A 24,057-nucleotide genomic window follows, 5' to 3' on the forward strand; every position below is an offset into this window, starting at 1 on the left:
GGCACGAACAAGCGCGGGCGCATAGGGGAGTTTGGGGGGAAAGGCAAGGTTGGGTGCCCCGTTTCCTCCACCCCCGTTTGCTTCGAGCGCAGGTTCGAGCCTGTCGAGAACCGTAGTCGAGAAGGGGTTGCCCCAAACGCATGGTTCTCGACGGGCGCTTCTCGACAAGCTCGAAGCTGCTCGAACCGAACGGAGGGAGACGGGGGTTACGCCGACGGCAACCTCAGCCGCACCAGCAACCCGCCCAGATCCTCGCTCTCCTCGAGCGACGCTGTACCCTCGTAAATCTCCGCCACGTCGCGCACGATGGCGAGGCCGAGACCGGTGCCGGGTTTGCCCGAATCGAGCCGCACGCCGCGATCGAAAATGCGCAGCCGGTCCGCCTCCGGAATGCCGCGACCGTCGTCCTCGACCAGCAGTTCGACGAAGCCCGCATCGGCACGCGCGGTGACGAAGACGCTGCCGCCGCCATATTTGGCGGCATTCTCGACCAGGTTGCCGAGGATTTCGTCGAGGTCCTGCCGCTCGATCCGGGCGATCAGGTCCTTCTGCCCGTCCACGTCGATGCGGACATTGGGATAGAGCCGGGCGACGGCGCGTTCGACCGCCTCGACCGAGGCCCATACGTCCGCCCGGCTGTGTGCCGATCCGCGCCGCCCGACCGCGCGGGCGCGGGCGAGGTGGTGGTCGACCTGCCGGCGCATCGTCCGCGCTTCGCGGATCACCGTGTCGGCAAGGTCGTCCTGTCCCGCGGCGGAGGCATTCATGATGACGGTCAGCGGGGTTTTCAGCGCATGGGCAAGGTTGCCGGCATGGCGCCGCGCCTCCTCCGCCTGCTTGTCGTTATGTTCGACCAGCGCGTTCAGTTCCTCGACCAGCGGCGCGACCTCGGCCGGCATCGCCCCTTCGACCCGCGCCGATTGGCCTGCGCGTAACCGGGCGATCGCATCGCGAACGGCGCGCAAGGGGAGCAGGCCGTACCAGGTCTGGAGCGTCGCCATGACGATCAGCCCCAGCCCCAGCAGCGCGAACGAGCGCACCAGCGTCTTGCGCAAAGCCGCGATCAACCCGTCGAGCACGTCGCGCGATTCGGCCACCTGAAACCGCCAGACGGTCGGCGATCCGGGCAATGTCAGGTCGCGTTCGACGATGCGCAGCTTCTGGTCGGGGAACGGCCGCGCGTCATAGACATGGACGTCGGTATAGCGCTTGCCATCGACCGGCAGTTTGCGGTCCCACAGCGACCGCGACGGCCAGGTCTCGTGCCCCGGCCCGCTCACCTGCCAGTAGAGGCCGGAATAGGGTTCGAGGAAGCGCTGGTCCGACAGCTGGCGGTTGAACGTCACCTCGCCCGTCGAATCGATCTCCGCCGACACGATCAGCGAATTGAGCAGATATTCGAGCCCGTCATCGGTGTTGCGGGTCACCGCCGACACCAGCACCCGGTCGAGCGCGAAGCCGCCACCGGCCAGCAGCAGCATGATCCACAGCGCCGCGACGAGGATCATCCGCCGCGACAGCGATCCCGTCACCCGGACATAGGTGCGCGGGGCAGGATCGGCGCTGCTCGCCATGACGCTGCGCTCAGTCCTCCGCGCCCGCCGGCTTCGGCGCGCCCGGTTCGTCGAGGCTGTAGCCCAGACCCCGGATCGTCGTGATGAGGTCGGCGCCCAGCTTCTTGCGGATGCGCGTCACGAACACCTCGATCGTGTTCGAATCGCGGTCGAAATCCTGGTCGTAGATATGCTCGATCAGCTCGGTGCGGCTGACCACCTTGCCCTTGTGGTGGAGCAGGTAGGACAGGAGCTTGTATTCCTGCGCGGTCAGCTTCACCGGTTCGCCGGCCTTGATCACCTTGCCCGAGCGGGTGTCGAGGCGGATGTCGCCGGCGGTCAGTTCGGCCGAGGCATTGCCCGAGGCGCGGCGGATCAGCGCCCGCAGGCGGGCGATCAGTTCCTCGGTCTGGAACGGCTTGGCGACATAGTCGTCGGCGCCCGCATCCAGCCCGGCGACCTTGTCCGACCAGCTGTCGCGCGCGGTCAGCACCAGCACGGGGGCGGTGCGCCCTTCCTTGCGCCAGCGATCGAGCACGGTCAGCCCGTCGACCTCGGGAAGCCCCAGGTCGAGGATGATCGCGTCATAGGTTTCGGTGGACCCGAGGAAATGCCCCTCCTCGTCATCGGTGGCGAGGTCGACGGCATAGCCCGCACCCTCCAGCGTGGCGCGCAGCTGGCGGCCGAGATTGGGTTCGTCCTCGACGATCAGGACGCGCATCGGCTGTTCTCCCCTAGTTGCTTAACGGCTGCGGCCGGTAACCTGACCGGTCCGGGCATCGACATCGACCCAGATCACCGCCCCATCGCGCAGGAATTTGAGCGTGTAAATCCCGCGATCGGGATCATAGTCGAAGCCGAGATACTGGGCACCGCGCATCTGTGGCAGGACGCGGCGTTCGATCTCGCGCATCGGCAGGATGCGGCCCTCCGCCCGCGCGGTGCGCGCGGCCTGGTGATCGCGCAGCACCTGGTCGGGCAATGCCTGCGCATTTCCCGACACCGCCAGCAATCCCAGCACAAGGAACCGAACGACCATCGACATGAGGCGTGGCATAGGGGCAACGCGTTGAACAGCCCGTGAATAGGGCAGACAGGCTGGCGTAACTTGCTTCGTTCGCGAGTGCGGCTTACCTGCCACACATGGCTGCACCGATATTGTCCTATGAGGGCCTTGGATTGATCCAGGGCAATGGCTGGCTGTTTCGCGGGCTCGACATCCATGTCGGCACACGCGACCGGCTGGCGCTGATCGGGCGCAACGGGGCGGGCAAGACGACGCTGCTGAAGCTGATCGCGGGGGGAATCGATGCCGACGAGGGGCGCCGGACGATCGTGCCGGGCACCCATGTCGTGCTGCTGGAGCAGGACCCGAAGGTCGATGGCTACGCGACCTTGCGCGACTTTGCGCTCAGGGGGCCGCGGGCGCCGGCCGAGCATGAGGTCGATGCGATCGCCGACCAGCTGGGCATCGACCTGAACCGCGAAGCCGCCACCGCTTCCGGAGGCGAGCGGCGGCGGGCAGCGATCGCCCGCGCGCTGGCCGAGAATCCCGACGTGCTGCTGCTCGACGAACCGACCAACCATCTCGACCTGTCGGCAATCGAATGGCTCGAGGAATGGCTGAACCGCTATAATGGCGCGTTCATCGTCATCAGCCACGACCGGACCTTCCTGACGCGGCTGACCAAGTCGACCTTGTGGCTCGACCGCGGTGGTATCCGTCGGGCGGAGATCGGGTTCGGCGGGTTCGAGGCATGGATGGAACAGGCCGCCGCCGAAGAGGAGCGCGCCGCGCAACGGCTCGACGCGAAGCTCAAGATCGAGGAGCATTGGCTCCACCGTGGCGTCACCGCGCGACGCAAGCGCAACATGGGGCGGCTGGAAAAGCTGCATGAACTGCGCGCCCAGCGCGCGGCGATGCAGGGGCCGCAGGGCACGGCCAAGATCCAGGTCGAAGCCGACGATACCAAGACCAAGGTCGTGATCGACGCCGAGCATGTGACCAAGGCGTTCGGCGACCGGACGGTCCTCAAGGACTTTTCGCTGCGGGTGCGGCGCGGCGACCGGATCGGCATCGTCGGCGGCAATGGTGCGGGCAAAACGACGCTGCTGCGGCTGCTGACCGGCGATCTGGACCCGGACGCGGGCAAGATCATGCGCGCGCAGACGCTGGACGGGATCGTCATCGATCAGCAGCGCAAGCTGATGGCACCGGAAAAGCGGGTGCGCGACGTACTGGCGGACGGTGGCGACTGGATCGAGGTCAATGGCTCCAAGAAGCACGTCCATGGCTATCTGAAGGAATTCCTGTTCGATCCGTCGATCGCCGAGGCGCGGATCGGCACGCTGTCGGGGGGCGAGCGGTCGCGGCTGCTGCTGGCGCGGGAATTTGCGCGGCCGTCGAACCTGCTGGTGCTGGACGAACCGACCAACGACCTCGACCTCGAGACGCTCGATCTGTTGCAGGAGGTGATCGGCGATTATGCCGGGACCGTGCTGATCGTCAGCCACGACCGCGACTTTCTCGACCGGACGGTGACGGTGACGCTGGGGCTGGATGGTTCGGGCCATGTCGATGTCGTGCCGGGCGGCTATGCCGACTGGGTCGCGAAGCGGCGCGAGCGGACGGTGGCGAAGGCGAAGGTCGCCAAGCCGGTCGAGGCGGTAGCGAAGCCCAAATCGACCAAGATGAGCTACAAGGACCAGCGCGACCTCGACCTGCTGCCCGGCCGGATCGAGGAGCTGGAGGCGGCGATCGCGCGGGACGAGGCGCTGCTGGCCGATCCGGCGCTGTACACGAAGGACCCGAAGCGCTTCGCCGCGCTCACCGCGCAGATCGACAAGGCACGCGCGGAGAAGGATGCCGCCGAGGAACGCTGGCTGGCGCTGGCCGAGATGGCCGAGGCGTAAGGCTCCTCCCCGTGCGGGGAAGGACCTTTACACCGCTTTCCCGTGCCGGCCGGCCAGGTCGGTCACATATTGCCACGCCACCCGGCCCGAGCGGCTGCCGCGCTTTGTCGCCCAGTTGATCGCTTCCTGCGCATCGAACGGCAGGTTATAGGCGGCGCAATAGCGTTCGACGATCGCGACATAATGGTCCTGATCGACGACGTGGAAGCCCAAGGACAGGCCGAAGCGGTCGGCGAGTGCCAGCGCATCGTCGATGCCGTCGCGCGGGTTGATGGCGCTGTCCTGTTCCTTGGGGTCGCGGGGTACGAGGTGGCGGCGGTTGGCGGTGACGATCAGGCGGACGTTGCCGGGCCGTCCCTCGGTGCCACCCTCCAGCAGCGAGCGCAGCGCGCGGCCATCGGCAGGGGTGTCGAAGCCGAGATCGTCGACGAATACCGCAAAGGCGCGCGGCACGGCGGCCAGCAGCGCGAACAGGCGGGGCAGTCCGGCCAGCGCGTTGGCCGGTGCCTCGACCAGCGCCAGTGCGCCGCCGGTCGCCTGCACCTGCCCGACCGCGGCCTTGACCAGTGCCGACTTGCCGGTGCCGCGTGCGCCCCAGAGCAGCACGTCATGCGCCGCCGCGCCGGCCGCCAGCCGGGTGAGATTGTCGGTCAACGCCGTCTTCTGCGCGTCGATGCCGACCAGCCGGTCGAGCGGAAGCGGGCGGAAGCTGCGTGCCGCACGCAGCACCATGCCGTCCCAGCCATAGGCGGGATGGCCCAGCGGATCGGCGGCGGGTGGCGGCGGAGGCGACAGGCGTTCGAGCGCCTCGGCGATGCGGAGCAGCGGGTCGGTCATGGGGCGGCCCTAGCGCAAAGGCCCAGGGCACGTCATCCCGGCCTTGCGCCGACGTCCCGCCTTTGATCGAACGCAGAAGAAGAAGCGGGACCCCGGATCAAGTCCGGGGTGACGGGTTTGGTGATCTCAGCTCCCGGCGATCAGCGTTTGTGCCGCTGCGCGGTCGGCGAAGCGGGCGTCGGCCAGTGCCGCCTGCGCATTGGCGATGGCGACCGGGCGGTTGCCGGCGGCGTCGGCGATCTGGGCCATGTGCCAGCGGATCGTGGCATCGCCGGGCGACAGCCGCACCGCCTTGACCGCCAGCGGCACCGCTGCCCCCACATTGTCACCGGCATAGAGCGCCCAGCCGAGCGCATCGGCCGTCATCGGGTTGGACGGAGCGAGCGCATAGGCCGCGCTGGCATAGCCCTGTGCCGCCTCCGGCTCGCCCGCGCCGGCATAGGCGAAGGCGAGCAGCGCCAGCACCGCCGCGTCGCGATCGCCGATGCGTTCGCGCAAGCGCTCGAGCGTCTCGATCGCCGCGTCATGCTCACCCGCCGCGACCTGCCATTCGCCCAGCAGGCGGAGCGCGACGACATTGCCGGGGTTCTGGGTCAGGAACAGCGACAGGGTGGCGCTCGCCTGATCGCGCTGCCCGGCGCGGTCGCGGGCATCGACCAGCCGCAGCATCGTGGCTTCGTCGAAGCGAGTGGCGGCGGCACGGGCATAGGCGGTCGCCGCCTCTCCCATCCGCCCCGCCCCGGCCAGCGCATCGCCCAGCACCAGTTGTGCGGCGGGCGAGCCGGAATTGGCATCGGCCAGCGCCTGCGCCGCCGACAGGGCGCCGGCCGCATCGCCGCTTGCCGACAGCGCGCGGACATAGGGCAGCGCCGCCGCCGGATTGCCCGGCGCGGCGGCCGCGTCGTTGGCGAGCGTCGCGAGATTCTCGCCGGTGGCAAAGGCACCCGAGCGGCCGCGGGTCAGGGCGGCGGCACGGTCGAACAGCGGCGCGGCATTGGCGCGGTCGCCGATCCGCTCCAGCGCGCGGGCGGCGAGCAGCAGTGTGTAGCTGTCGGCATCGCTGCGCGAGGCGACCGGCAGGATGGTGTCGAACGCCTCGCGCGCCGAATCGGTTTGCAGCAGCGCCAGCGCCAGCAGCTTGCGCGCGGTGATGTTAGTCGGTTGCCGTGCGACGAGTTCGCGTAAGGGGATAGCCGCCTGTGCCTCTTCGCCGGCGGCGAGGCCGATCGAGCCGCTGAGCAGCAGCGCGCCGGGCATGCCCGCCAGCCCCCGCCCCGCCTTGTCCAGCACGCTGCGCGCGGTCGCGAGGTCGCCGGCGCGCGCCGCGAGCACCGATTGCAGGTACAGCCCCTGCGGACTGCCCGGCCGCACCGCCATCGCCCGGCGTACCGCCACCAGCATGTCGCGGGCGCGCCCAACATCGCCGAGCGTCGCGGCATAGTCGATCAACGTGTCATGGGCGTAGGGGTCGCGCGCCAAGGCCGATTCGAACCATGGCAGCGCGGCGACGAGGCCATATTGCGTCCGCATCGTCTGTGCCCGGAGCCGCAGCGCGTCGGGCGAGGCGGGGTCGGCGCGGACGGCGGCGGCACTGGCGTTGATCGCGCCGACCATGTCGCCCGCATCCTGCTGCATCCGGCCGAGCGCGACCCACGCAAATGCGTCGCGCGGGGCTGCTGCGACCCGGTCTTCCAGCGTCGACAGCCCGGCGCGGACATCGCCGCCGGCCGCCAGCGCCTGGGCGCGGATGGTCGTGGCATAGCCGCGATAGCGCGGGGTGGTGCGGTCGGCCTCGGCAATCGCGCCGGCAGGATCGCCCTGCAGCAAGCGGGCATGGGCGTAGAGCTGATGCGCGCGGGCGACAGCGAACCCGGCCTTGGTCGCGCGGTCGAGCGATGCCTGCGCCCCCGCCCCGTCGCCCAGCGCCAGTTGCGTGCGGGCCAGCACCGCCTGCGCAAAGCCCGATGCCGGATCGGCCTCGGTCGCGGCACGGGCACGGTCGCGAGCCACGGTCCAGTGGCCGGCTTCGAACTGCGCCAATGCCTGCGCGACCCGGGTCCGCGCATCGGCGTCGGCACGCGCCGGCAGCACGCCGCCGAGCGAGGCCAGCGCGGCGGCGACGACCGCCAGCCCGCCCATGCCCAGCAGCGCGCGGAACGATCGGTCAGGGTTGCAGGTCATAGCTCTTCATCAGGTCATAGAGGGTCGGGCGGCTGATGCCGAGCAGGCGGGCGGTGCCCGAGATATTGCCCTGCGCCTGTGCCAGCGCCGAGCGGATCGCCGAGCGGTCCGCTGCTTCCCGCACCGCCTTCAGGTTGATCGGGCCGGACGCCATGTCGGGACTGGCGAGGTCGAGATCGGCGGCGGTCACCGCCTTGCCATCGGCCATGATCGCGGCGCGCTTCACCCGGTTCTCCAGCTCGCGGACATTGCCGGGCCAGCCCCATGCCTCGATCGCGGCCAGCGCATCGGGGGCGAAGCGCTTCGGCCCCAGCCCCATCTGCGCGGCGTGGCGGTCGAGGAAGTGGCGGGCGAGCAAGGCGGGATCGCCGGGCCGTTCGGACAGCGAGGGGATGCGGACGACGATCTCGGCAAGGCGGTAATAGAGGTCCTCGCGGAAGCGGCCGTCGGCGACCATCGCGTCGATGTCCTGATGCGTCGCGCAGACGATGCGGGTGTCGACCGGGATGGCTTTCCGCCCGCCGATGCGTTCGATCACCCGTTCCTGGAGGAAGCGCAGCAGCTTCACCTGCAAGGGCAGCGGCACGTCGCCGATCTCGTCGAGGAACAGCGTGCCGCCCGCGGCCTGTTCGATCTTGCCTTCGGTGGTCTTCACCGCACCGGTGAACGCGCCCTTTTCATGGCCGAACAGCTCGCTTTCGAGCAGGGTTTCGGGGATGGCGGCGCAGTTGATCGCGACGAAATTGCCGCGCTTGCGCCGCGATGCGTCATGGACGCCGCGCGCGAGCAGTTCCTTGCCGGTACCCGATGCGCCGAGCAGCATCACCGAGACGTCGGCCGGGGCGACGCGTTCGATGGTGCGGGTGACCTTCAGCATTTCGGGCGCGGCGGTGATCATGCCGCCCAGCACCGCCTGCCCCTCGATCCGGTCGGCGAGACGGCGGTTCTCTGCCTCCAGCGCATGGACGTGGAAGGCGCGCGCGACGATCAGGCCCAGCGCGTCGATGTCGATCGGCTTGGCATAGAAATCCCATGCGCCCAGATCGATGGCGCGCAGCGCGCTCGACCGGTCGCCATGGCCGCTCGCCACCACGACCTTGGTATCGGGCTTCATGGCGAGGATGGCTTCCATCGTCGCGAAGCCTTCGCTCACCCCGTCGGGATCGGGCGGCAGGCCGAGGTCGAGGGTGACGACCTGCGGTTCCTCGGCGCGGACGGCGGCGATCGCCGCCTCGCGGTCGCCGGCGACGACGATGTCATAGCCCTCATAGGCCCAGCGCAACTGGCGTTGCAGCCCGGCATCGTCCTCGACGATCAACAGGCATTTGCGTGTCGTCATGCCGCCTGCTCCAATGTGGGCGTCGCCGCCGCCAGCGTGACGCGGAAGCGCGAGCCGCGCCCCGGATGGCTCTCCACCTCGATCGTGCCGCCCATGGCGTGGGCCAGCTGCCGCGCCTCGAACGCGCCGATGCCGAAGCCGGTCGGCTTGGACGAGACGAAGGGGCGGAACAGATCGTCGCGGACGAACTGCTGGGTCATGCCGGCGCCGGTGTCGACCACGTCGATCCACACCCGGTCGCCGTCCTGCCCCAGCACCACGCGCACCGGATCAGGGCCGCCGGCATCCAATGCGTTCAGCACCAGATGGTCGAGCACCTGTTGCAGCCGGGCGGGATCGGCCGCGGCGTGGAGGGTGCTCGTCCCCTCCACCACCACTGCCCCGCGCGCCCGAAAGCGCTGGACCGACTGGGCGGCGATCGTCGCCAGCGCGACGGCGCGCGGCGCTTCGATGCGGGGCGGTTCGCGTTCGGACAGGCGGGCGAGCAGGTCGTTCATGCGGGTCGCCGATTCGTTCAGCGTCGCGACCATGTCGGCGCGGAAGTCGGGATTGTCGGCGTGGCGCGGGGCGTTGCGCGCAACGAGGCTCAGCTGGCTCACGATATTCTTCACGTCATGCAGGATGAAGGCGAAGCGGCGATTGAATTCCTCGAACCGGCGCGCTTCGGACAGGGCGGACTGGGCGCGTTCCTCGGCCAGGTAGCTGGCGACCTGTCGCCCGGCGATACGCAGCAGGTCGAAATCCTCCCAGTCGAGCGAGCGGGCGAGGATCGGCCGGGCGAGCAGGATCGCGCCCATCAACCGCCCGAGATGCGGGAGCGGCACGACCACCCACGCATCGGGATGGTCGAGCATCGCATCGGGCACCGCCGCGCGCTCCGGGTCTTCGGGGTGGTCGCGCAACGGATCGAGTTCGAGGATGCGCCCGGTCGCCTGGAGATAGGTCGCCAGCCGCGCGCCGCCGGCGGTGTCGGGCAGCGCCGCCCCGTCCCAGCACCACGACGCCTGGAGCGACAGCGTATCGCCATCGGCGACCAGCAGGAGGCCGGCGGGCGAATCGGTCAGGTCGCCGACCGCCTTGATCAGCCGTTCGTCGAGCGGGGCGCCGCCCTTGGGCTCACCCAGCGTTTCGGTAAAGCGGGTCCATTCGGCGCGATAGTCGTAGCGGTGGCGGAAGAGGTGCTTGACCAGCTTCACCTTGATCCACGCGCGCAGCCAGCCCGACGAGGCGGCGGTCAGCACCGCGACGGTCGATCCGAAGACGAAGGCGGTCTGCGCGATCCGGGCATGGGAGCCGCCCAGCGCCTCGATCAGGCTGGTCGCCATGATCGTGATCGCGCAATAGGCGACGAGCCCGAGCAGCGACAGGGTGTGGAAGGTCGCGGTGCGCGAGAATTGCACGCCGCCATCGCCGGGCCGCGACAGGGCGAGGCCGACCAGCAGCGCCATGGCCGCGACGCCCACGCCCCGCGCGGCGATCAGCTCGGCCGGGACGCCGCCGAACAGATAGCTGGCGATGCTGGCATTGACGTCGATCAGCCAGAAGGCGCCGGCCGTCACCAGCACCAGCCGGGTCGCGGCCGAGGAGGTCGAGCGGAACAGGCCGTGCAGCAGCAGCAGCGCCCCCAGCGCCGCGAGCATGCCGAGCACCGTCGCGACATCGCCGATCAGGCCGGCGACCGTGGCGTTGCGCGCGCTCGCGCCGATCAGCTCGAGCAGCAGCTGCGCGACGTCGACCACCGCCACCGCGCCATAAGCCATGGTCCGCCCGAGCGCTTCGCCCCCCCGCGTGCCGGTGCGCCGCTGGATCGCGAACAGCAGCACCAGCCAGCCGAGCGTGCGCAAGCCGGCCAGCAGATGCGTCAGCGGATGGTCGGTGGCGATCCCCGCCACCGCCAGCGCCCACAAGGCGGTCAGCGCCAGCGCGACCGACAGCCAGCGGCGCGGCAGCGCGCCATCGGCCGGACCATGGCGTGCAGCCCAGAAGGCCAGCGCGCCGAACAGCAGCGCGGCGATGGCATGGCCCCAGACGACGACCCCGGTCAGCATCGCATCAGCGCGCCCCGCCCGACCAGATCACGACCCGGATCGTCTGGAGCAGGATCAGCAGGTCGAGGAAGGGCGAATAGTTCTTGGCATAATAGAGGTCGTATTCGAGCTTCTGCCGCGCATCGTCGATCGACGCGCCATAGGGATAGTTGATCTGCGCCCAGCCGGTGATGCCCGGCTTCACCATGTGCCGTTCGGCATAATAGGGCAGCTTTTCCTCCAGCGAGGAGACGAATTCGGGGCGTTCGGGGCGGGGGCCGACAAAGCTCATCTCGCCGATCAGCACGCTCCAGCATTGCGGCAGTTCGTCGATCCGCGTCTTGCGCAGGATGCGGCCGATCCGGGTGATGCGCGGGTCGTTCTTTTCGGCCCAGACGGCCGAACCGGCCGCCTCCGCATCGGTGCGCATCGAGCGCAGCTTGGGGATGTCGAAGCCGCTGCTGTACAGCCCGACGCGGCGCTGGCGGTAGAAGACCGGTCCGCGGCTGTCGAGCTTCACCGCCAGCGCCGCCAGCAGGATCACCGGCAGCGTCAGCGCGAGCAGCAGCAGGCTGGCGGCGATGTCGAACATCCGCTTGAACACGCTCGACACCATCCGCCCCGACGAGAAGCCGTCCGAAAAGATCAGCCATGACGGGTTGACGCTGTCGAGGTCGACGCGGCCCGTCTCGCGTTCGAGGAAGGTCGAGATTTCGTTGACGTGCACGCCCGTCGTGCGGATGCGCAGCAGGTCCTTGAGCGGCAGCGCGTTGCGCCGCTCCTCCAGCGCCAGCACGACTTCGGAGGCGCCGAGCAGCACGACATGGTCGGCGAGGTTGTAGATCGCGTCGCGGGCGATCGCTTCGGGGATGACCCGGTTCGCCTCGCTCATCGCGATATAGCCGACGACGACGAAGCCCGCACCGGGGCGCTGGCCGAGGTCCTTGAGCCGCTGTGCGCGCGGGCCGGCGCCCAGCACGATCACCCGCCGCTTGAACGCCTGTCCGCCCAGCAGCGTGCCGGTGACGATGCGCAGCAGGAGCAGGAGCACCGCGGCGAAGCCGACCGCATAGAGCAGGTTCGAGCGCCAGAAGGTGATGCCCGGCGCCACGAAGAACAGCACCGCGAGGAAGATGACGCCCAGCAGGATCGCCACGATCAGGCGCGCAGCGGCGAACTTCACCGATTGCAGCGCGTCGGTGCCGTACACCCCGACCGCGACCATCGCGATTTCCAGGCTGAGCGCGAAGCTCGCCAATTGCGGGATGCGGGTGTGGATCGGCTCCACCGCCATGCCGATCTGCATCGCGCGCGTGATCCAGCCCAGTTCGGCCGCCACGAGCAGCGCGGCGATGTCGAGCAGGCCGAGCAGCAGCACGGCATGGGGGATGTAATGCTTGAACAGCCGAATCATCGCGGCGATCCCGATACAGGTGTAAGGCAATCCGACACCCACCCGCTATGCCGCGAAAGCGCAAAGAAATACTGAACGCCACGATCACGCCGTTCGCCATTGTGGTCCGACCGCAACAGTTGTGGCGACTGGTCCCGCCTGTTCAGCCGGCGATCAGCATGGGCGCAGCATTGTCGCTGTTCGAACGGGACCGGACGGCGAATCCCCCTTCCCTTCGTCATCCAGCCATCTAGGCTGGCGTCAGTTCATGGAGTGGATGTGATGCGGGTACGGATCGGGGCGGCGTTGGGCGTGTTGGCGATACTGTCGGCCTGTGGCGGCGGCGGTGGTGGCGGGGGCAGCGTGACCGGCGGCAGTCCGGCGCCGACCCCGGCGCCCACCGCCACGCCGACCCCCACCCCGACGACCACGGCGGGCTGTTCGCTGCGCGAGCGGCAGGACTGGGCGCTCGCGCAGCTGCGCGAATGGTATCTCTTCCCCGAAACGCTGCCGGCCAATCCCAATCCGGCGGCGTTCTCGAACGTCGACGACTATATCGATTCGCTGACCGCGACGGCGCGGGCGCAGCGCAAGGACCGGTATTTCACCTATCTGACGTCGATCAAGGAAGAGGATGCCTATTACAGCTCGGGCGCGACCGCCGGGTTCGGCACCCGCTTCGCGCTCGACCAGACCGGGCGGCGGCTGTTCGTGATCGAATCGTTCGAAGACGCGCCGGCGCTGGGCGCCGGGATCGATCGCGGGACCGAGATCCTGCAGATCGGCACGTCGACCAGCAATTTGCGCAACGTATCGACGATCATCGATTCGGAAGGGACCGCCGGGCTGAACGCGGCACTTGGCCCCGATACGCCGGGCACGGCGCGGGTGTTCCAGTTCCGCACCATCGCGGGCGAGACCAAGACCGCGACGGTGACCAAGACCGACTTCTCGCTCCTGCCCGTCTCCACCCGCTATGGCGCCAAGGTGCTGACCGACGGCGGCAAGAAGGTCGGCTATATCAACCTGCGCACCTTCATCGATTCGGCCGAGGCACCGCTCAAGGACGCCTTTGCCAGTTTCCGGGCGCAGGGCATCAACGAGTTCATCATCGACTTCCGCTACAATGGCGGCGGGCTGATCTCGATCGCGAACCTGATGGGCGACCTGATGGGCGGCGGCAAGTCGACGAACGACGTGTATAGCTATACCAGCTATCGTCCCGAAAAGGCGTCGCGCAACACGGTCAAGTATTTCGCGCCGACCGCCCAGTCGGTTACCCCGACCAAGATCGCCTTTATCGGCACCGGGCGGACCGCATCGGCCAGCGAGCTCGTCATCAACGGCTTCGTGCCCTATCTCGGCAACAACATGGCGCTGATCGGCACCAACACTTATGGCAAGCCGGTCGGACAGATCCCGCTCGACCGGGCGAACTGCGACGACCGGCTGCGCATCGTCGCGCTGGCGGTGCAGAATTCGGCGCGGTCGGCGGCCTATTATGACGGCCTCGCGACGACGGTGCCCAATACCTGCCAGGCGAGCGACGACATCAGCTATCCGCTGGGCGACAATCGCGAACAGTCGGTCGCCCGCGCGCTCGACTTCCTTGCGGGCCGTACGTGCAGCCGCATCTCCGCCTCGACCGGCAGCAGCGCGCAGCGCGAGACGGTGCGCTTCGACGAGCGCACGCTGCTGCAGCCTGCCCGGCCGAACACGGCGCAGCGCGAGGTGCCGGGGTTGTTCTGACCGTGGTCGCTCGGCTACGCCTTCGATCATGAGAGGCGGTGCCGGCCCGCTCCCCCGCCCCACCACCTACGCCAGTATGGTGATGGGTGGGGGAGCGGGCTGGCACCGCATCCGCGTGAGCGGATCGAAAGGGCCAGGCCATGAGCGACGACGACTATATCTATGACGAAGCGAGCGGCGAGTGGATGCCGGCGTCGCAGGTCGCCGCCGCGCCGGCCGATGACGACGCGGTCGTGGTGCGCGATGCGGTGGGCAATGTGCTGGCCGATGGCGATCAGGTGACGCTGATCAAGGACCTGACCGTCAAGGGCGCGGGGCAGACGCTCAAGCGCGGGACGCTCATCAAGTCGATCCGCCTGACCGGCGATGCGCAGGAGATCGACTGCAAGTTCGACGGGATCAAGGGGCTGGTGCTGCGCGCCGAGTTCGTGCGCAAGCGGGCATGATCCCGAGCGCGATCGACCCGAGCTGGGCGGACGCGCTCGGCCCCGTCTTTGCCAGTCCGGGGATGGCGGCGCTGCGCGACTATCTGAAGGCCGAGAAGGCGGCGGGGAAGCGCATCCTGCCGCACAGCGCCGACTGGTTCACCGCACTCTCCCTCACCCCGCTCGACAAGGTGCGGGTCGTGATCCTGGGGCAGGACCCCTATCACGGGCCGGGACAGGCGCATGGGCTGTCCTTTTCGGTGCGGCCGGGGGTGGCGGTGCCGCCGTCGCTGCGCAACATCTACAAGGAGCTGCACAGCGACTTGGGCGTAGTGCCGCCCGCGCACGGCTTTCTGGAGCATTGGGCGCGGCAGGGGGTGCTGCTGCTGAACGCGGTGCTGACCGTCGAGCAGGGCCGCGCCGCCGCCCATGCCGGCCGGGGGTGGGAGGCGCTGACCGATGCGGTGGTCCATGCCGTCGCCGAACAGGGCCGGCCGAGCGTCTTCCTGCTATGGGGCGCGCATGCCCAGAAGAAGGCGGGCTTCGTCCGCGACGTTTCCGCCGGGGGGCGGCATCTGGTGCTGAAAAGCCGCCACCCCTCCCCGCTGTCGGCGCATAGCGGGTGGTTCGGCAGCCGCCCGTTCAGCCAGGCGAACGCGTTCCTCGAGGCGCAGGGACGCGGCAGCATCGACTGGGCGATCCCCCCGCTCGATACGCAGACGGAACCATCGGCCCTTCCAAGCGATTGAACACGCTTGTCCGCCACAGGGGCGGGATCAAAGAGGGAATTGCCATGAAGACGATGATGACGGCGACCGGCCTGGCCGCGCTGATGCTGCTGGGCGCGTGCGGTGGCAATGCCGACGACAAGGCCGCCGACAATATCGAGGCGATGACCGAGAACCGCGCCGACGCGCTGGAAGACCAGGCCGACATGACCAGCAACGAACAGGTTTCGGACGCGCTGGAAGCACAGGCTGAGAACGTCCGCGACATGGGCGAGGACGCCGCCGACAAGGCCGACGACGACGACAATGCCCAGGTCGAACAGGCCGTGCGCAACGCGATGTAAGTCGCGTCACGCGGCATGAAGGACCGAAAGGGGGCGCTGCGGGATCGCGGCGCCCCTTTTTGCATGTGACGGCGGCCAGCTACTGTCCCGTCACCCCGGACTTGATCCGGGGTCCCGCTTTCTTGCGACGGCGGCAGAAGAAGAAGCGGGACCCCGGGTCAAGCCCGGGGTGACGAGAGGGGTGGCGGTTTTCACGCACGGAACCGTCACCCCGGCGGAGGCTGGGGTCTCAAGCGGCGCTTGCCGTGCGCTACAACCGGAAGACCCCAGCCTGCGCTGGGGTGACGTTCGTGGCGGTTGGGGTCGACGGTTGAAATTCCACAGCGCGTTTCCCGTCCAAAGTTCACTAAGTTCACACTCGTCGCTGCGCGCGGCGGGCGCGGCGGTTCGGTTTGGGGCGGGGCACGACGATGCCGCGCTTGGCGAGTTCGAGCTCGACCTCGAACGCTTCGCCCAAGGGACCGGGTTCGCCGATATAGATGTCGTCCTGCGCGGCCAACGCGGCGGCGAGCGCGTCGTGGAGCGGCGGTTCGACCCGCTTGCGCGCGACGGGCTCGATACGGCGATCGGGGTCGAGCCAGCCGGGCAGGCGGCCGTCACTGAGGTCGGCGACCTGGATCGCGACGTCGAGATCGGCGGGCGACATCAGCTTTTCGGGCTCGGCCGGGGTGACGGGGGAAAGCGCGTCGAGCGCCGCCGCCACGCTTTGCGCCGAGGCCGGGGGCGGTGCCTCCGCCTCGCCGGGGGCCGGGCGGCGGCGCTGCTGCTTGCCGTAGCGGTCGGGATAATGGGCGGCGAGCAGGAACATCAACATCCGGTCGCCGGGGCGATGCTTCGACCCGACGCGGCGGCCATCGGCGTCGAGCACCGGTTCGACGGTGCCGTTGATCGCCCGGTCGAACGCGACGTCGACCAGCATGCCTACCGCTTGCGCAACCGCCGCATCCCAGGCGCGGGCGAACGCCTCGCCACCGGGCGAGCGACGCAGGCGATAGGCGCTGCTGGCCGACATGTGGACGGCGCGGGCGGCTTCGGCGACCGATCCGCCATCGGCGAGCGCCTCGATAAAGTCGCGCTGCTTGGCTTCGGACCAGCCGTCGCTGCGCGGTTTGCGCAGGACCGGGACCCATTGATAGGCGGCCGGGTCATAGCCGTTGGCGTCGAGATACGGCGTCTCGGACGGGACCGTCAGGTTCGAGGGGTCGAGCGCCGGTGCGGGCGCGGGCGAATGCTCCGGGAGCTGGGTGTTGGCGTGCATGGAGGGCAGGGGAACATATTAGGAACTTGTAGGACAGTGGTTTTTGGGGGATGCGTTGCAGTGGGCGTCGGTTCCGGTACACTCGGCGGATGGAATCAATCAGCCTGTCCGCCGCGCGTGCCGATCTGAAAGCGGTCATGGACCGGGTCGTCGCCGACCGGATGCCGGTGGCGATCACCCGCCGGCGTGGCGAGGGCGTCGTGATGATTGCAGCGAGCGAATGGGCGTCGATCGAGGAGACGCTGTATCTGCTGCGGTCGCCGAAGAATGCTGAGCGGTTGTTGGCGTCGGTGCGCGGGTTCGAGCGGGGCGTAGCTTTCCCCTGAAGCGCAGTTCCTCGGTGCCGTATCTGCCGAACCCTCTGGAACATGGATCACGCATTTTCATATTCGTCCGAACGGACATAAGCAGATACAGATCGCTTATAGATTTTACTTGATTGGTGGGTTAAGTGGCGTAGGTTCCCTCATAACTATCGTGGGGATCGCCCCGGACAAAAGCAAACACCGGGTTCTCCCCCGCCGCTTGCGGGGACGAAATTAGGCTGTGCAGGTGATGGCGATTGGCCATTGTCTTCGGCCAAAAGAATTGGGGCCACAACCGCGCCAACGGAAGTGACCCCTAGCGGAGGAGGCAGACGCCCACTCTCCGGTGCTTGGTAAGCCCTAGGAGTTTAGTGGACCTTCGCGACGCAATCAACCGTGCAGGCGTCTGCGCACGGGATCGCCGGAGCGCGATATGACACAGACTGCCGAAATCCAATGCATCAACAAAACCTATCGTAGCAGCGCCTATGACCGCATCTCCCATGTGGGAGGCGGTTATCCGACGCGCTGGAAACTCACACAGCAGCAAGCGATCATCGAGATCGAAACTGGTAGGTGGCGCTTCTACACCAATGTCGGCGGCTCGATTGCGTGGGTGGAGGTTGCCCGAAGCGCAGCGGGCAACAAATATCTCAAGACCGAGAACGACGGCGAGCAGCCGAACAACCTGCTCAGCCTGCCCGAGTGCCCCTGATCTGAAGTTGCGGCGGGGCGGTGGCTTTACCACCGTCCCGCTCGCGGCCGCGCCCCTCCACCATGCTGCGCATGGTCCCCCTCCCCGCATAGCGGGGAGGATCTTTGGGGTGGCACTTTCAACACAACCGCTCGTGCTGAGTAGGGGCTGAGCGAAGTCGAAGACCCGTATCGAAGCATCCGCCTCAGACGGTCCTTCGATACGTCGCTTCGACAAGCTCAGCGACTACTCAGGACGAACGGTTGCCGGGTGGGGTGTACGCCCCACCCTCCACCTCACTCCGCCGGCAGGTAAACCTCCCCACCCTTCTCGCGGAACTTCTCGCTCATTTCCGCCATGCCGGCTTCGGCCGCTGCGGTGCCGTTCGCGAACAACGCGCGGTCGGCGTCCACCTTGTCGGCGGCGAGGAACGTATCCGCCGGGGCGTTCTGCTTCGCGGCGAAGTCGCGCACTTCCTGCGTGATCTTCATCGAGCAGAATTTGGGGCCGCACATCGAACAGAAATGCGCGGTCTTGGCGCCTTCGGCCGGGAGCGTCTGGTCGTGGTAGCTTTCCGCCGTATCGGGGTCGAGCGACAGGTTGAACTGGTCGCGCCAGCGGAATTCGAAGCGGGCGCGGCTGAGGGCATCGTCGCGCATCTTGGCGGCGGGGTGACCCTTTGCCAGATCGGCGGCGTGGGCGGCGAGCTTGTAGGTCACCACGCCGACCTTCACATCGTCGCGGTCGGGCAGGCCCAGATGCTCCTTGGGCGTGACGTAGCAGAGCATCGCCGTGCCGTACCAGCCGATCATCGCCGCACCGATGCCGCTGGTGATATGGTCGTAACCGGGCGCGATGTCGGTGGTGAGCGGCCCCAGCGTATAGAAGGGCGCTTCGCCGCAGACCTGCAGCTGCTTGTCCATATTCTCCTTGATCTTGTGCATCGGCACATGGCCGGGGCCTTCGATCATGACCTGCACGTCCTGCGCCCAGGCGCGGTGGGTCAGTTCGCCCAGCGTATAGAGTTCGCTGAACTGCGCTTCGTCATTGGCGTCGGCGATCGAACCGGGGCGCAGGCCATCGCCCAGCGAATAGGCGATGTCATACGCCTTCATGATCTCCGTAATCTCGTCGAAATGTTCGTAGAGGAACGATTCGCGATGATGGGCGAGGCACCATTTGGCCATGATCGACCCGCCGCGCGAGACGATGCCGGTCACGCGCTTCGCGGTCATCGGGATGTACGGCAGGCGGACGCCGGCGTGGATGGTGAAGTAATCCACCCCCTGTTCGGCCTGTTCGATCAGCGTGTCGCGGAAGATGTCCCAGGTCAGTTCCTCGGCGATGCCGCCGACCTTTTCCAGCGCCTGATAGATCGGCACGGTGCCGATCGGGACGGGCGAGTTGCGCAGGATCCATTCGCGGGTGTCGTGGATGTTGCGGCCGGTCGACAGGTCCATGACCGTGTCGGCACCCCAGCGGATCGACCAGACGAGCTTGTCGACTTCGGCGGCGACGTTCGATGCGACCGCGCTGTTGCCGATGTTCGCGTTGATCTTGACCAGGAAATTGCGGCCGATCGCCATCGGTTCGGTTTCGGGATGGTTGATGTTGTTGGGGATGATCGCCCGGCCGCGCGCCACTTCGTCGCGGACGAATTCGGGGGTCACGTAATCGGGGATGGCCGCGCCGAAGCTCTCGCCGTCGCGGACGTACTCGCGCAGCATCTCGCGGCCGAGATTTTCGCGGGTCGCGACATATTCCATCTCGGGGGTGATGATGCCGCGGCGGGCATAGTGCATCTGGCTGACGTTCATCCCCGCCTTGGCGCGGAGCGGCCGCTTGACGACGTTGGGCAAGGGCTGGACGCCGCCCGAACGATCGGGGCCGAGCTGGCCGTTATCCTCGGGGCGGATTTCGCGGGCGTCGTAAGATTCGACGTCGCCGCGCGCGAGAATCCAGTCGCGGCGGAGCTGCGGCAGGCCGGCCATGATGTCGATGCGCGCGTTCGGGTCGGTGTACGGCCCCGACGTGTCGTAGACGTTGAGCGGCGGTTCGCCTGAAGAGGGATCGAGGTCGATCGCGCGCATCGCGACGTTCAGGGGGCCGACGTGAATCTTGCGGCTGCCACGGATCGGGCCTGTCGTTACGCCGATTTCGGTCTTTGCGGGGATGTCTGCCATATTCCACTCCATGCGGAGGGGGCGGGACTCGTGATGCCGCTCCCTCCCTACGCCGGTGTCAGCCGGATCAGGTTCAGCGGGTCGAAGGCTGCGGCCTTCCTCTCAAGCGTGACGGAACGCTCCCCCGGGGACGCGGGTGTTGTAGGCGGGTTGGGCCGGTGCGTCAAAGTGTTGCGCGCCGTATCCCCGCGCAGGCGGGGATCCAGGGCCAAGCAAACTCCCGTAGGCGCCTGTGGCTCTGGGCCCCCGCCTGCGCGGGGGTACGGGCTGGGCGGTCACTACAACAGGTCCAGCTGGCCACTCGGGCCTTCGCCCGCGCCAAAGCCGGCCATCGTTACCCCGACCAGCCGCAATCCCATGCGTAAAGGGTAGAGCGTCGCGATCAGGCTGCGGGCCGTGGCGTGGAGTGTCGCGCGGTCGGCGACGGGGGCGGAGAGCGTGCGGCTGCGGGTGACGATGCGGAAATCGGCGTATTTCGCCTTCACGGTGACGGTGCGACCGTGCTGGCCGGTCTTTTCGACCCAGTCCCACACGTCGTCGGCCATCGCCAGCACCCGCTCCTCGATCGCTTCCGGGTCGGTCAGGTCGTGGTGGAAGGTGGTTTCGGAGCCGGACGACTTGCGCACGCGGTTGGGCCGGACCGGGCGGTGATCCTCGGCGCGGGCGATGCCGTGATACCAGCTGCCCGCCTTGCCGAAGGTGCGTTGCAGGTCGGGAAGGCTCCATGCCGCAAGGTCGGCGCCGGTGCGGATGCCGAGTGCCTCCATGCGCTCCACCGTCTTGGGGCCGATGCCGTGGAACTTGCCGACCGGGAGCGACGCGACGACGCGCGGGCCGGCCTTTACGGGGATCACGAACTGGCCGTTGGGCTTGTTCATGTCGGAGGCGAGCTTGGCGAGGAACTTGTTGTAGCTGATCCCCGCCGATGCGGTGAGGCCGGTGGTGTCGAGGATGCGGGCGCGAATTTCCTCGGCGGTCGCGGTGGCGCTGGGCAGGCCGAGCCGGTTGGCGGTGACGTCGAGATAGGCTTCGTCGAGCGACAGCGGCTCGACCAGATCGGTATAGTCGAGGAAGATCGCGCGGATCTGCTGGCTGACGGCCTTGTAGACCTCGAAGCGGGGGCGGACGAAGATCAGGTCGGGACAGCGGCGCAGCGCGGTGACCGAGGGCATGGCGGAGCGCACCCCGAACACGCGCGCTTCGTAGGAGGCGGCGGCGACCACCCCGCGCCCGCTCGACCCGCCGACCGCGACCGGCTTGCCCTTCAGCTCGGGGGCATCACGCTGCTCGACCGACGCGAAGAAGGCGTCCTGATCGACGTGGATTATCTTGCGGATGGGTGGAGGCTTATCCTGCTGGCTGCTCAATGGCTTAGCTCTCTGACGACTCTGACCACGATCGACCCAAAACGCTCCGGTTTCCTCCGTGGAGATTACCCGGCGATTGCCCCGAAGGCCAGCGAAGACTGAGAACAGGAAGAGAACCCGGCCGGTCGATGCCGCCATGCGATCGCTACTGACCACCAGCCGGATAGGTGGGTGCTGTTCCGGCAGCTGCAAGTCCGCCCAGGTGTACGCAGCAGTCCCGACTTACGGCACTGGATGCCATGGGGCGCACCGCCTTCAGGCCGATGCGATCCTGCCTCCGACCAAGAGAAGGAGCACCCATCTTGCCGCGAGAACGCCGCACCCTCACGAAGGACACCGTCAAGTCGATCCCGCCGTCCGCGCCCGGCCGCAAAGAATTCGTCTGGGATGACCGTCTCCTCGGCTTCGGGGCCTACCGTCGACACGATGGCATCGTCGTGTTCGTCTACCAGTACCGCGTGCCGATGCGGCCCGCGCGCCGCATCACGATCGGCAGGCTCGGCGACGTGACTCCCGCGCAGGCTCGCGACATCGCGCAGGAGCATGCCTTCCAGAAGAGCCGTGGCATCGACCCCGTCGACAAGCGTCGCGCGGAGGCCAAGGAGGCCGACGCCTCCAGATCCCTGGTCATGAAGACGTACGTCGCCGACTACATCGAACGGCGCAGGATCGAGCAGCGTCCGCTCATCCTGCAGCACGAGCGCATCCTGTCACGCGATGTGGCGGGCCTCATGCCCGACGTCCGCGTCGATCGCATCACCACGTCCGACATCGACGCGTTCCTCGCCGAACTCGCGAAGCGTTCGATCTCGGCCCGGACCTGGGGGCTCATCTACCTCAAGGTCATCATGAACGACGCGAAGCGGAGGGGTACGATCGTTCGGTCCGCGGCCGATGCCTACAAGGTGCCCGACAGGGTCGAGCGCGAGCGGGTGCTGAAGCTGTTCGAACTGCAGCGCATCCTCGAGGCGTGCAGCGACATGCGCGACACGCACGGTGTCGTGTACGAATGCATCCTCCGCACCCTGCGGCGGAAGGAGGAGATCGCAGCAATGGTCTGGGAGGAGATCGACCAGGCCACCTGGGAATGGATCGTACCGGCGGAGCGGACGAAGCAGAGCGAGCCGGTCGTCATGACCCTGCCGCCGCAGGTCGTCGCGATCATCGAGCGTCTCCACCCCGACAAGAGGAGGAGGAAGGGCTTCGTCTTCACCTACGATGGGAGCAAGTCGATCAAGGTCGGTGCGGAACAGGATCGGAGGCGCATCGACGCCCACATCCAGCGGCGCCTCGATCTGGCGGAGGAGAAGAGCGGATCCGCCTTCACGTTCGAGCACTGGGTCCCTCACGACAGCAGGACCACCGGCGCGACGATCCTGGCAGACGAGCCGTTCGACGTGCCCACCGACGACATCGAGCTCGCGCTCGGCCACAAGGTCCCGAAGAGCAAGTACAACCGTGCGCAGCGCAAGGCCGCGGTCAATCGGGCGATCGCGATCTGGAACGGCTATCTCGACGGCATCATGGAGCGTCCCGACGCCTGGCCCGGAGGGCGTGACCTGCCCGAACTGGGCAGGTTCGAGACGAAGCCGCTGTGGACGCGGATCCGCGCCACCTGGCCGCAGCGCAAGGCCGACGATGCACGGGTGAAGAAGGCCCGGAAGGGGAATGCGAAGTAGGACCTGGCGGTCAGGCCATCGGCACCGTGGACACAGGAAGGTCGAACGCTCTACCTTCATGGGATGCCGTGGAGGGAGGAAAGAATCCATCCGCTCGGCAGATTCCTGAACGCCGGTCGGAGAATGACGGATGTCCATCGAACAGTCGGTTGCGCGAGACCCGATCGAAGCGGCCGATTGGGAGAAGTGGTACGGCGATCCGGCCAAGTGGCCCGCAAGCAGGCACGCCTTCCTGGCCGACGTCGCCATGCGACTGGCGCGGGTCATGTGCTACCCCTGGTACGACGACCTCTTCGTGGCCGCGGGGCGGACCGAGATGTCCCAACCGCGGCCCGACCTGTTCCTGAGTCATCCGGAATGGTCACCCTACCGTGATGGCTCGGGCGTCATCGGCGTCGACCCTGACGTCGAAGCGGGGTTCTGGCGTCCGGACGACTGGACCGAGGAAGAGGAGGCTGCCCTCGATCGAGCCGACGCCCACAACAACTACCGTCACGCTGGACGAGTAGCGGTGAGGGCGGTCGCACGCGGGATCGCCCTGCTGGCGGCCAGCGGAAGGATCAGCACCATCGGGATGCCGCAGGACGGCTCCCCCTCGATCCCGATCGATCCCGGCGACTGGGAACTGATCGATCCCATCGATCGCATCGCGTCCTGCCGGCTGACGCCGGGCGATCGCACGGCGCCGGGCTCATCCGGCACCCACCTCGTGTTCGTCGACGGGAACCAGCTCGAGAAACGGCTGCGCGCGTATGCCCGTGACAACCAGGTGTCGTTGAACGACGGCGGCATCACCGTGATCGACGACGGACTCCTCGGTGCGCCGAAGCAGGCTCCTACGGCGTACGTGGAGAAGATCTGCGAGGACGCCATGCGCGAGCATCTCAGCGAAGCGGAGAACAAGGACATCACCAGCGAAGCGCTGAAGAAAGCGGTCGAAGCGCGGACGAACCGGGAGTTCTCGGCGAAGGTCTTCCAACGGGCCCGCGCCAGACTGCTGCCGGACTTCCCAGAGTGGGCCAGACCAGGTCGACGTCGAGGACCGCAGGGGCCGCGCAGGGGGCACTGAAGGACGCGGATCT

General features: G+C 67.9%; 20 protein-coding genes and 1 riboswitch. Of the genes, 9 read left to right on the forward strand and 11 right to left on the reverse strand.

All coding sequences use genetic code 11. The features are described 5' to 3' along the window. Nucleotides 1-206 precede the first annotated feature (206 nt). The 3 genes from CA237_RS00975 to CA237_RS00985 are packed head-to-tail and all read right to left on the reverse strand — an operon-like array spanning nucleotide 207 to nucleotide 2,610. Nucleotides 207-1,574 carry a HAMP domain-containing sensor histidine kinase gene (locus tag CA237_RS00975; protein ID WP_241215403.1) on the reverse strand — a complete coding sequence of 456 codons (1,368 nt, stop codon included), beginning with the start codon at nucleotides 1,572-1,574 and terminating at the stop codon, nucleotides 207-209. 10 nt (nucleotides 1,575-1,584) lie between these two features. Continuing rightward, a complete protein-coding gene (locus tag CA237_RS00980) occupies nucleotides 1,585-2,274 on the reverse strand; it encodes a response regulator transcription factor (protein WP_126012364.1) in 690 nt (229 codons plus the stop codon). Nucleotides 2,275-2,295: 21 nt separating this feature from the next. Beyond that, entirely contained in the window at nucleotides 2,296-2,610 is a 315-nt protein-coding gene (locus CA237_RS00985) for a PepSY domain-containing protein (protein ID WP_066692270.1), read from the reverse strand. Nucleotides 2,611-2,696: 86 nt separating this feature from the next. Between CA237_RS00985 and CA237_RS00990 the strand changes: the two genes are divergently transcribed. After that, nucleotides 2,697-4,466, forward strand: a complete 1,770-nt coding sequence (locus CA237_RS00990) for an ATP-binding cassette domain-containing protein (RefSeq protein WP_066692273.1) — start codon at nucleotides 2,697-2,699, stop codon at nucleotides 4,464-4,466. Between the two features lie 27 nt (nucleotides 4,467-4,493). Here the strand turns inward: CA237_RS00990 and CA237_RS00995 are convergent, their stop codons facing one another. The 5 genes from CA237_RS00995 to CA237_RS01015 all read right to left on the reverse strand — a co-directional run bounded on the left by CA237_RS00995 (nucleotide 4,494) and on the right by CA237_RS01015 (nucleotide 12,264). After that, complete coding sequence (locus CA237_RS00995) at nucleotides 4,494-5,303, reverse strand: ATP-binding protein (RefSeq protein WP_126012370.1); 810 nt, start codon at nucleotides 5,301-5,303, stop codon at nucleotides 4,494-4,496. Nucleotides 5,304-5,429: 126 nt separating this feature from the next. After that, complete coding sequence (locus CA237_RS01000; RefSeq protein WP_232308024.1) at nucleotides 5,430-7,484, reverse strand: tetratricopeptide repeat protein; 2,055 nt, start codon at nucleotides 7,482-7,484, stop codon at nucleotides 5,430-5,432. After that, complete coding sequence (gene prsR / locus CA237_RS01005; protein ID WP_066692280.1) at nucleotides 7,468-8,823, reverse strand: PEP-CTERM-box response regulator transcription factor; 1,356 nt, start codon at nucleotides 8,821-8,823, stop codon at nucleotides 7,468-7,470. The genes CA237_RS01000 and prsR overlap by 17 nt, the downstream gene beginning before the upstream one ends. Next, nucleotides 8,820-10,871, reverse strand: coding sequence for an XrtA/PEP-CTERM system histidine kinase PrsK (prsK, locus tag CA237_RS01010; protein ID WP_126012373.1), 2,052 nt, complete (start codon nucleotides 10,869-10,871; stop codon nucleotides 8,820-8,822). Before prsK ends, prsR begins: the two co-directional genes overlap by 4 nt. 4 nt (nucleotides 10,872-10,875) lie before the next feature. Then, on the reverse strand, nucleotides 10,876-12,264 hold the full coding sequence (locus CA237_RS01015; protein ID WP_066692291.1) for a TIGR03013 family XrtA/PEP-CTERM system glycosyltransferase: 1,389 nt from the start codon (nucleotides 12,262-12,264) through the stop codon (nucleotides 10,876-10,878). A gap of 261 nt (nucleotides 12,265-12,525) precedes the next feature. On the opposite strand from CA237_RS01015, the gene CA237_RS01020 reads away from it, so the two are divergent. From CA237_RS01020 to CA237_RS01035, 4 genes are all read left to right on the forward strand, one after another. Continuing rightward, nucleotides 12,526-13,992: a S41 family peptidase gene (locus tag CA237_RS01020; protein WP_126012376.1), complete on the forward strand. Its 1,467-nt coding sequence runs from the start codon at nucleotides 12,526-12,528 to the stop codon at nucleotides 13,990-13,992. Between the two features lie 140 nt (nucleotides 13,993-14,132). Further along, on the forward strand, nucleotides 14,133-14,438 hold the full coding sequence (locus CA237_RS01025; RefSeq protein ID WP_066692297.1) for an alkylphosphonate utilization protein: 306 nt from the start codon (nucleotides 14,133-14,135) through the stop codon (nucleotides 14,436-14,438). Beyond that, the gene (gene ung / locus CA237_RS01030; protein ID WP_066692300.1) at nucleotides 14,435-15,166 is read left to right on the forward strand and encodes a uracil-DNA glycosylase; all 732 of its coding nucleotides are present in this window, start codon (nucleotides 14,435-14,437) and stop codon (nucleotides 15,164-15,166) included. Before CA237_RS01025 ends, ung begins: the two co-directional genes overlap by 4 nt. Before the next feature lie 44 nt (nucleotides 15,167-15,210). Then, a complete protein-coding gene (locus tag CA237_RS01035) occupies nucleotides 15,211-15,489 on the forward strand; it encodes a hypothetical protein (RefSeq protein WP_066692303.1) in 279 nt (92 codons plus the stop codon). Nucleotides 15,490-15,841: 352 nt separating this feature from the next. Here the strand turns inward: CA237_RS01035 and CA237_RS01040 are convergent, their stop codons facing one another. After that, a complete protein-coding gene (locus tag CA237_RS01040; protein ID WP_126012379.1) occupies nucleotides 15,842-16,747 on the reverse strand; it encodes a hypothetical protein in 906 nt (301 codons plus the stop codon). 89 nt (nucleotides 16,748-16,836) lie between these two features. Between CA237_RS01040 and CA237_RS01045 the strand changes: the two genes are divergently transcribed. Continuing rightward, nucleotides 16,837-17,073: a type II toxin-antitoxin system prevent-host-death family antitoxin gene (locus CA237_RS01045; RefSeq protein WP_066692310.1), complete on the forward strand. Its 237-nt coding sequence runs from the start codon at nucleotides 16,837-16,839 to the stop codon at nucleotides 17,071-17,073. Between the two features lie 412 nt (nucleotides 17,074-17,485). Continuing rightward, the gene (locus CA237_RS01050) at nucleotides 17,486-17,767 is read left to right on the forward strand and encodes a DUF3892 domain-containing protein (protein ID WP_066692311.1); all 282 of its coding nucleotides are present in this window, start codon (nucleotides 17,486-17,488) and stop codon (nucleotides 17,765-17,767) included. Nucleotides 17,768-18,042: 275 nt separating this feature from the next. Here the strand turns inward: CA237_RS01050 and thiC are convergent, their stop codons facing one another. Both thiC and dinB read right to left on the reverse strand, forming a co-directional pair. Continuing rightward, nucleotides 18,043-19,929, reverse strand: coding sequence for a phosphomethylpyrimidine synthase ThiC (gene thiC, locus CA237_RS01055; protein WP_066692313.1), 1,887 nt, complete (start codon nucleotides 19,927-19,929; stop codon nucleotides 18,043-18,045). A 40-nt stretch (nucleotides 19,930-19,969) separates the two neighbouring features. Next, a riboswitch (TPP riboswitch) is annotated at nucleotides 19,970-20,060 on the reverse strand. Between the two features lie 147 nt (nucleotides 20,061-20,207). After that, nucleotides 20,208-21,296, reverse strand: a complete 1,089-nt coding sequence (dinB, locus tag CA237_RS01060; protein ID WP_241215404.1) for a DNA polymerase IV — start codon at nucleotides 21,294-21,296, stop codon at nucleotides 20,208-20,210. Between the two features lie 302 nt (nucleotides 21,297-21,598). Here dinB and CA237_RS01065 point away from each other — a divergent pair, with 302 nt between their 5' ends. Together CA237_RS01065 and CA237_RS01070 are read left to right on the forward strand one after the other, a co-directional pair. Beyond that, nucleotides 21,599-22,975: a tyrosine-type recombinase/integrase gene (locus CA237_RS01065; RefSeq protein WP_164523804.1), complete on the forward strand. Its 1,377-nt coding sequence runs from the start codon at nucleotides 21,599-21,601 to the stop codon at nucleotides 22,973-22,975. A 130-nt stretch (nucleotides 22,976-23,105) separates the two neighbouring features. Next, nucleotides 23,106-24,044 (forward strand): hypothetical protein, encoded by a 939-nt coding sequence (locus CA237_RS01070; RefSeq protein WP_114686195.1) that lies wholly within the window; start codon nucleotides 23,106-23,108, stop codon nucleotides 24,042-24,044. The last annotated feature ends 13 nt before the right edge of the window (nucleotides 24,045-24,057 follow it).

The sequence above is a fragment of the Sphingomonas sp. ABOLH genome (assembly GCF_003951715.1).
GTDB classification, from domain to species: domain Bacteria; phylum Pseudomonadota; class Alphaproteobacteria; order Sphingomonadales; family Sphingomonadaceae; genus Sphingomonas; species Sphingomonas hankookensis_A.

Bases quoted from the DNA above. Each gene is read 5' to 3' on its own strand.
- CA237_RS00975 (WP_241215403.1), bottom strand. From the start codon at position 1,574: ATGGCGAGCAGCGCCGATCCTGCCCCGCGCACCTATGTCCGGGTGACG.
- CA237_RS00980 (WP_126012364.1), bottom strand. From the start codon at position 2,274: ATGCGCGTCCTGATCGTCGAGGACGAACCCAATCTCGGCCGCCAGCTG.
- CA237_RS00985 (WP_066692270.1), bottom strand. From the start codon at position 2,610: ATGCCACGCCTCATGTCGATGGTCGTTCGGTTCCTTGTGCTGGGATTG.
- CA237_RS00990 (WP_066692273.1), top strand. From the start codon at position 2,697: ATGGCTGCACCGATATTGTCCTATGAGGGCCTTGGATTGATCCAGGGC.
- CA237_RS00995 (WP_126012370.1), bottom strand. From the start codon at position 5,303: ATGACCGACCCGCTGCTCCGCATCGCCGAGGCGCTCGAACGCCTGTCG.
- CA237_RS01000 (WP_232308024.1), bottom strand. From the start codon at position 7,484: ATGACCTGCAACCCTGACCGATCGTTCCGCGCGCTGCTGGGCATGGGC.
- prsR (WP_066692280.1), bottom strand. From the start codon at position 8,823: ATGACGACACGCAAATGCCTGTTGATCGTCGAGGACGATGCCGGGCTG.
- prsK (WP_126012373.1), bottom strand. From the start codon at position 10,871: ATGCTGACCGGGGTCGTCGTCTGGGGCCATGCCATCGCCGCGCTGCTG.
- CA237_RS01015 (WP_066692291.1), bottom strand. From the start codon at position 12,264: ATGATTCGGCTGTTCAAGCATTACATCCCCCATGCCGTGCTGCTGCTC.
- CA237_RS01020 (WP_126012376.1), top strand. From the start codon at position 12,526: ATGCGGGTACGGATCGGGGCGGCGTTGGGCGTGTTGGCGATACTGTCG.
- CA237_RS01025 (WP_066692297.1), top strand. From the start codon at position 14,133: ATGAGCGACGACGACTATATCTATGACGAAGCGAGCGGCGAGTGGATG.
- ung (WP_066692300.1), top strand. From the start codon at position 14,435: ATGATCCCGAGCGCGATCGACCCGAGCTGGGCGGACGCGCTCGGCCCC.
- CA237_RS01035 (WP_066692303.1), top strand. From the start codon at position 15,211: ATGAAGACGATGATGACGGCGACCGGCCTGGCCGCGCTGATGCTGCTG.
- CA237_RS01040 (WP_126012379.1), bottom strand. From the start codon at position 16,747: ATGCACGCCAACACCCAGCTCCCGGAGCATTCGCCCGCGCCCGCACCG.
- CA237_RS01045 (WP_066692310.1), top strand. From the start codon at position 16,837: ATGGAATCAATCAGCCTGTCCGCCGCGCGTGCCGATCTGAAAGCGGTC.
- CA237_RS01050 (WP_066692311.1), top strand. From the start codon at position 17,486: ATGACACAGACTGCCGAAATCCAATGCATCAACAAAACCTATCGTAGC.
- thiC (WP_066692313.1), bottom strand. From the start codon at position 19,929: ATGGCAGACATCCCCGCAAAGACCGAAATCGGCGTAACGACAGGCCCG.
- CA237_RS01070 (WP_114686195.1), top strand. From the start codon at position 23,106: ATGTCCATCGAACAGTCGGTTGCGCGAGACCCGATCGAAGCGGCCGAT.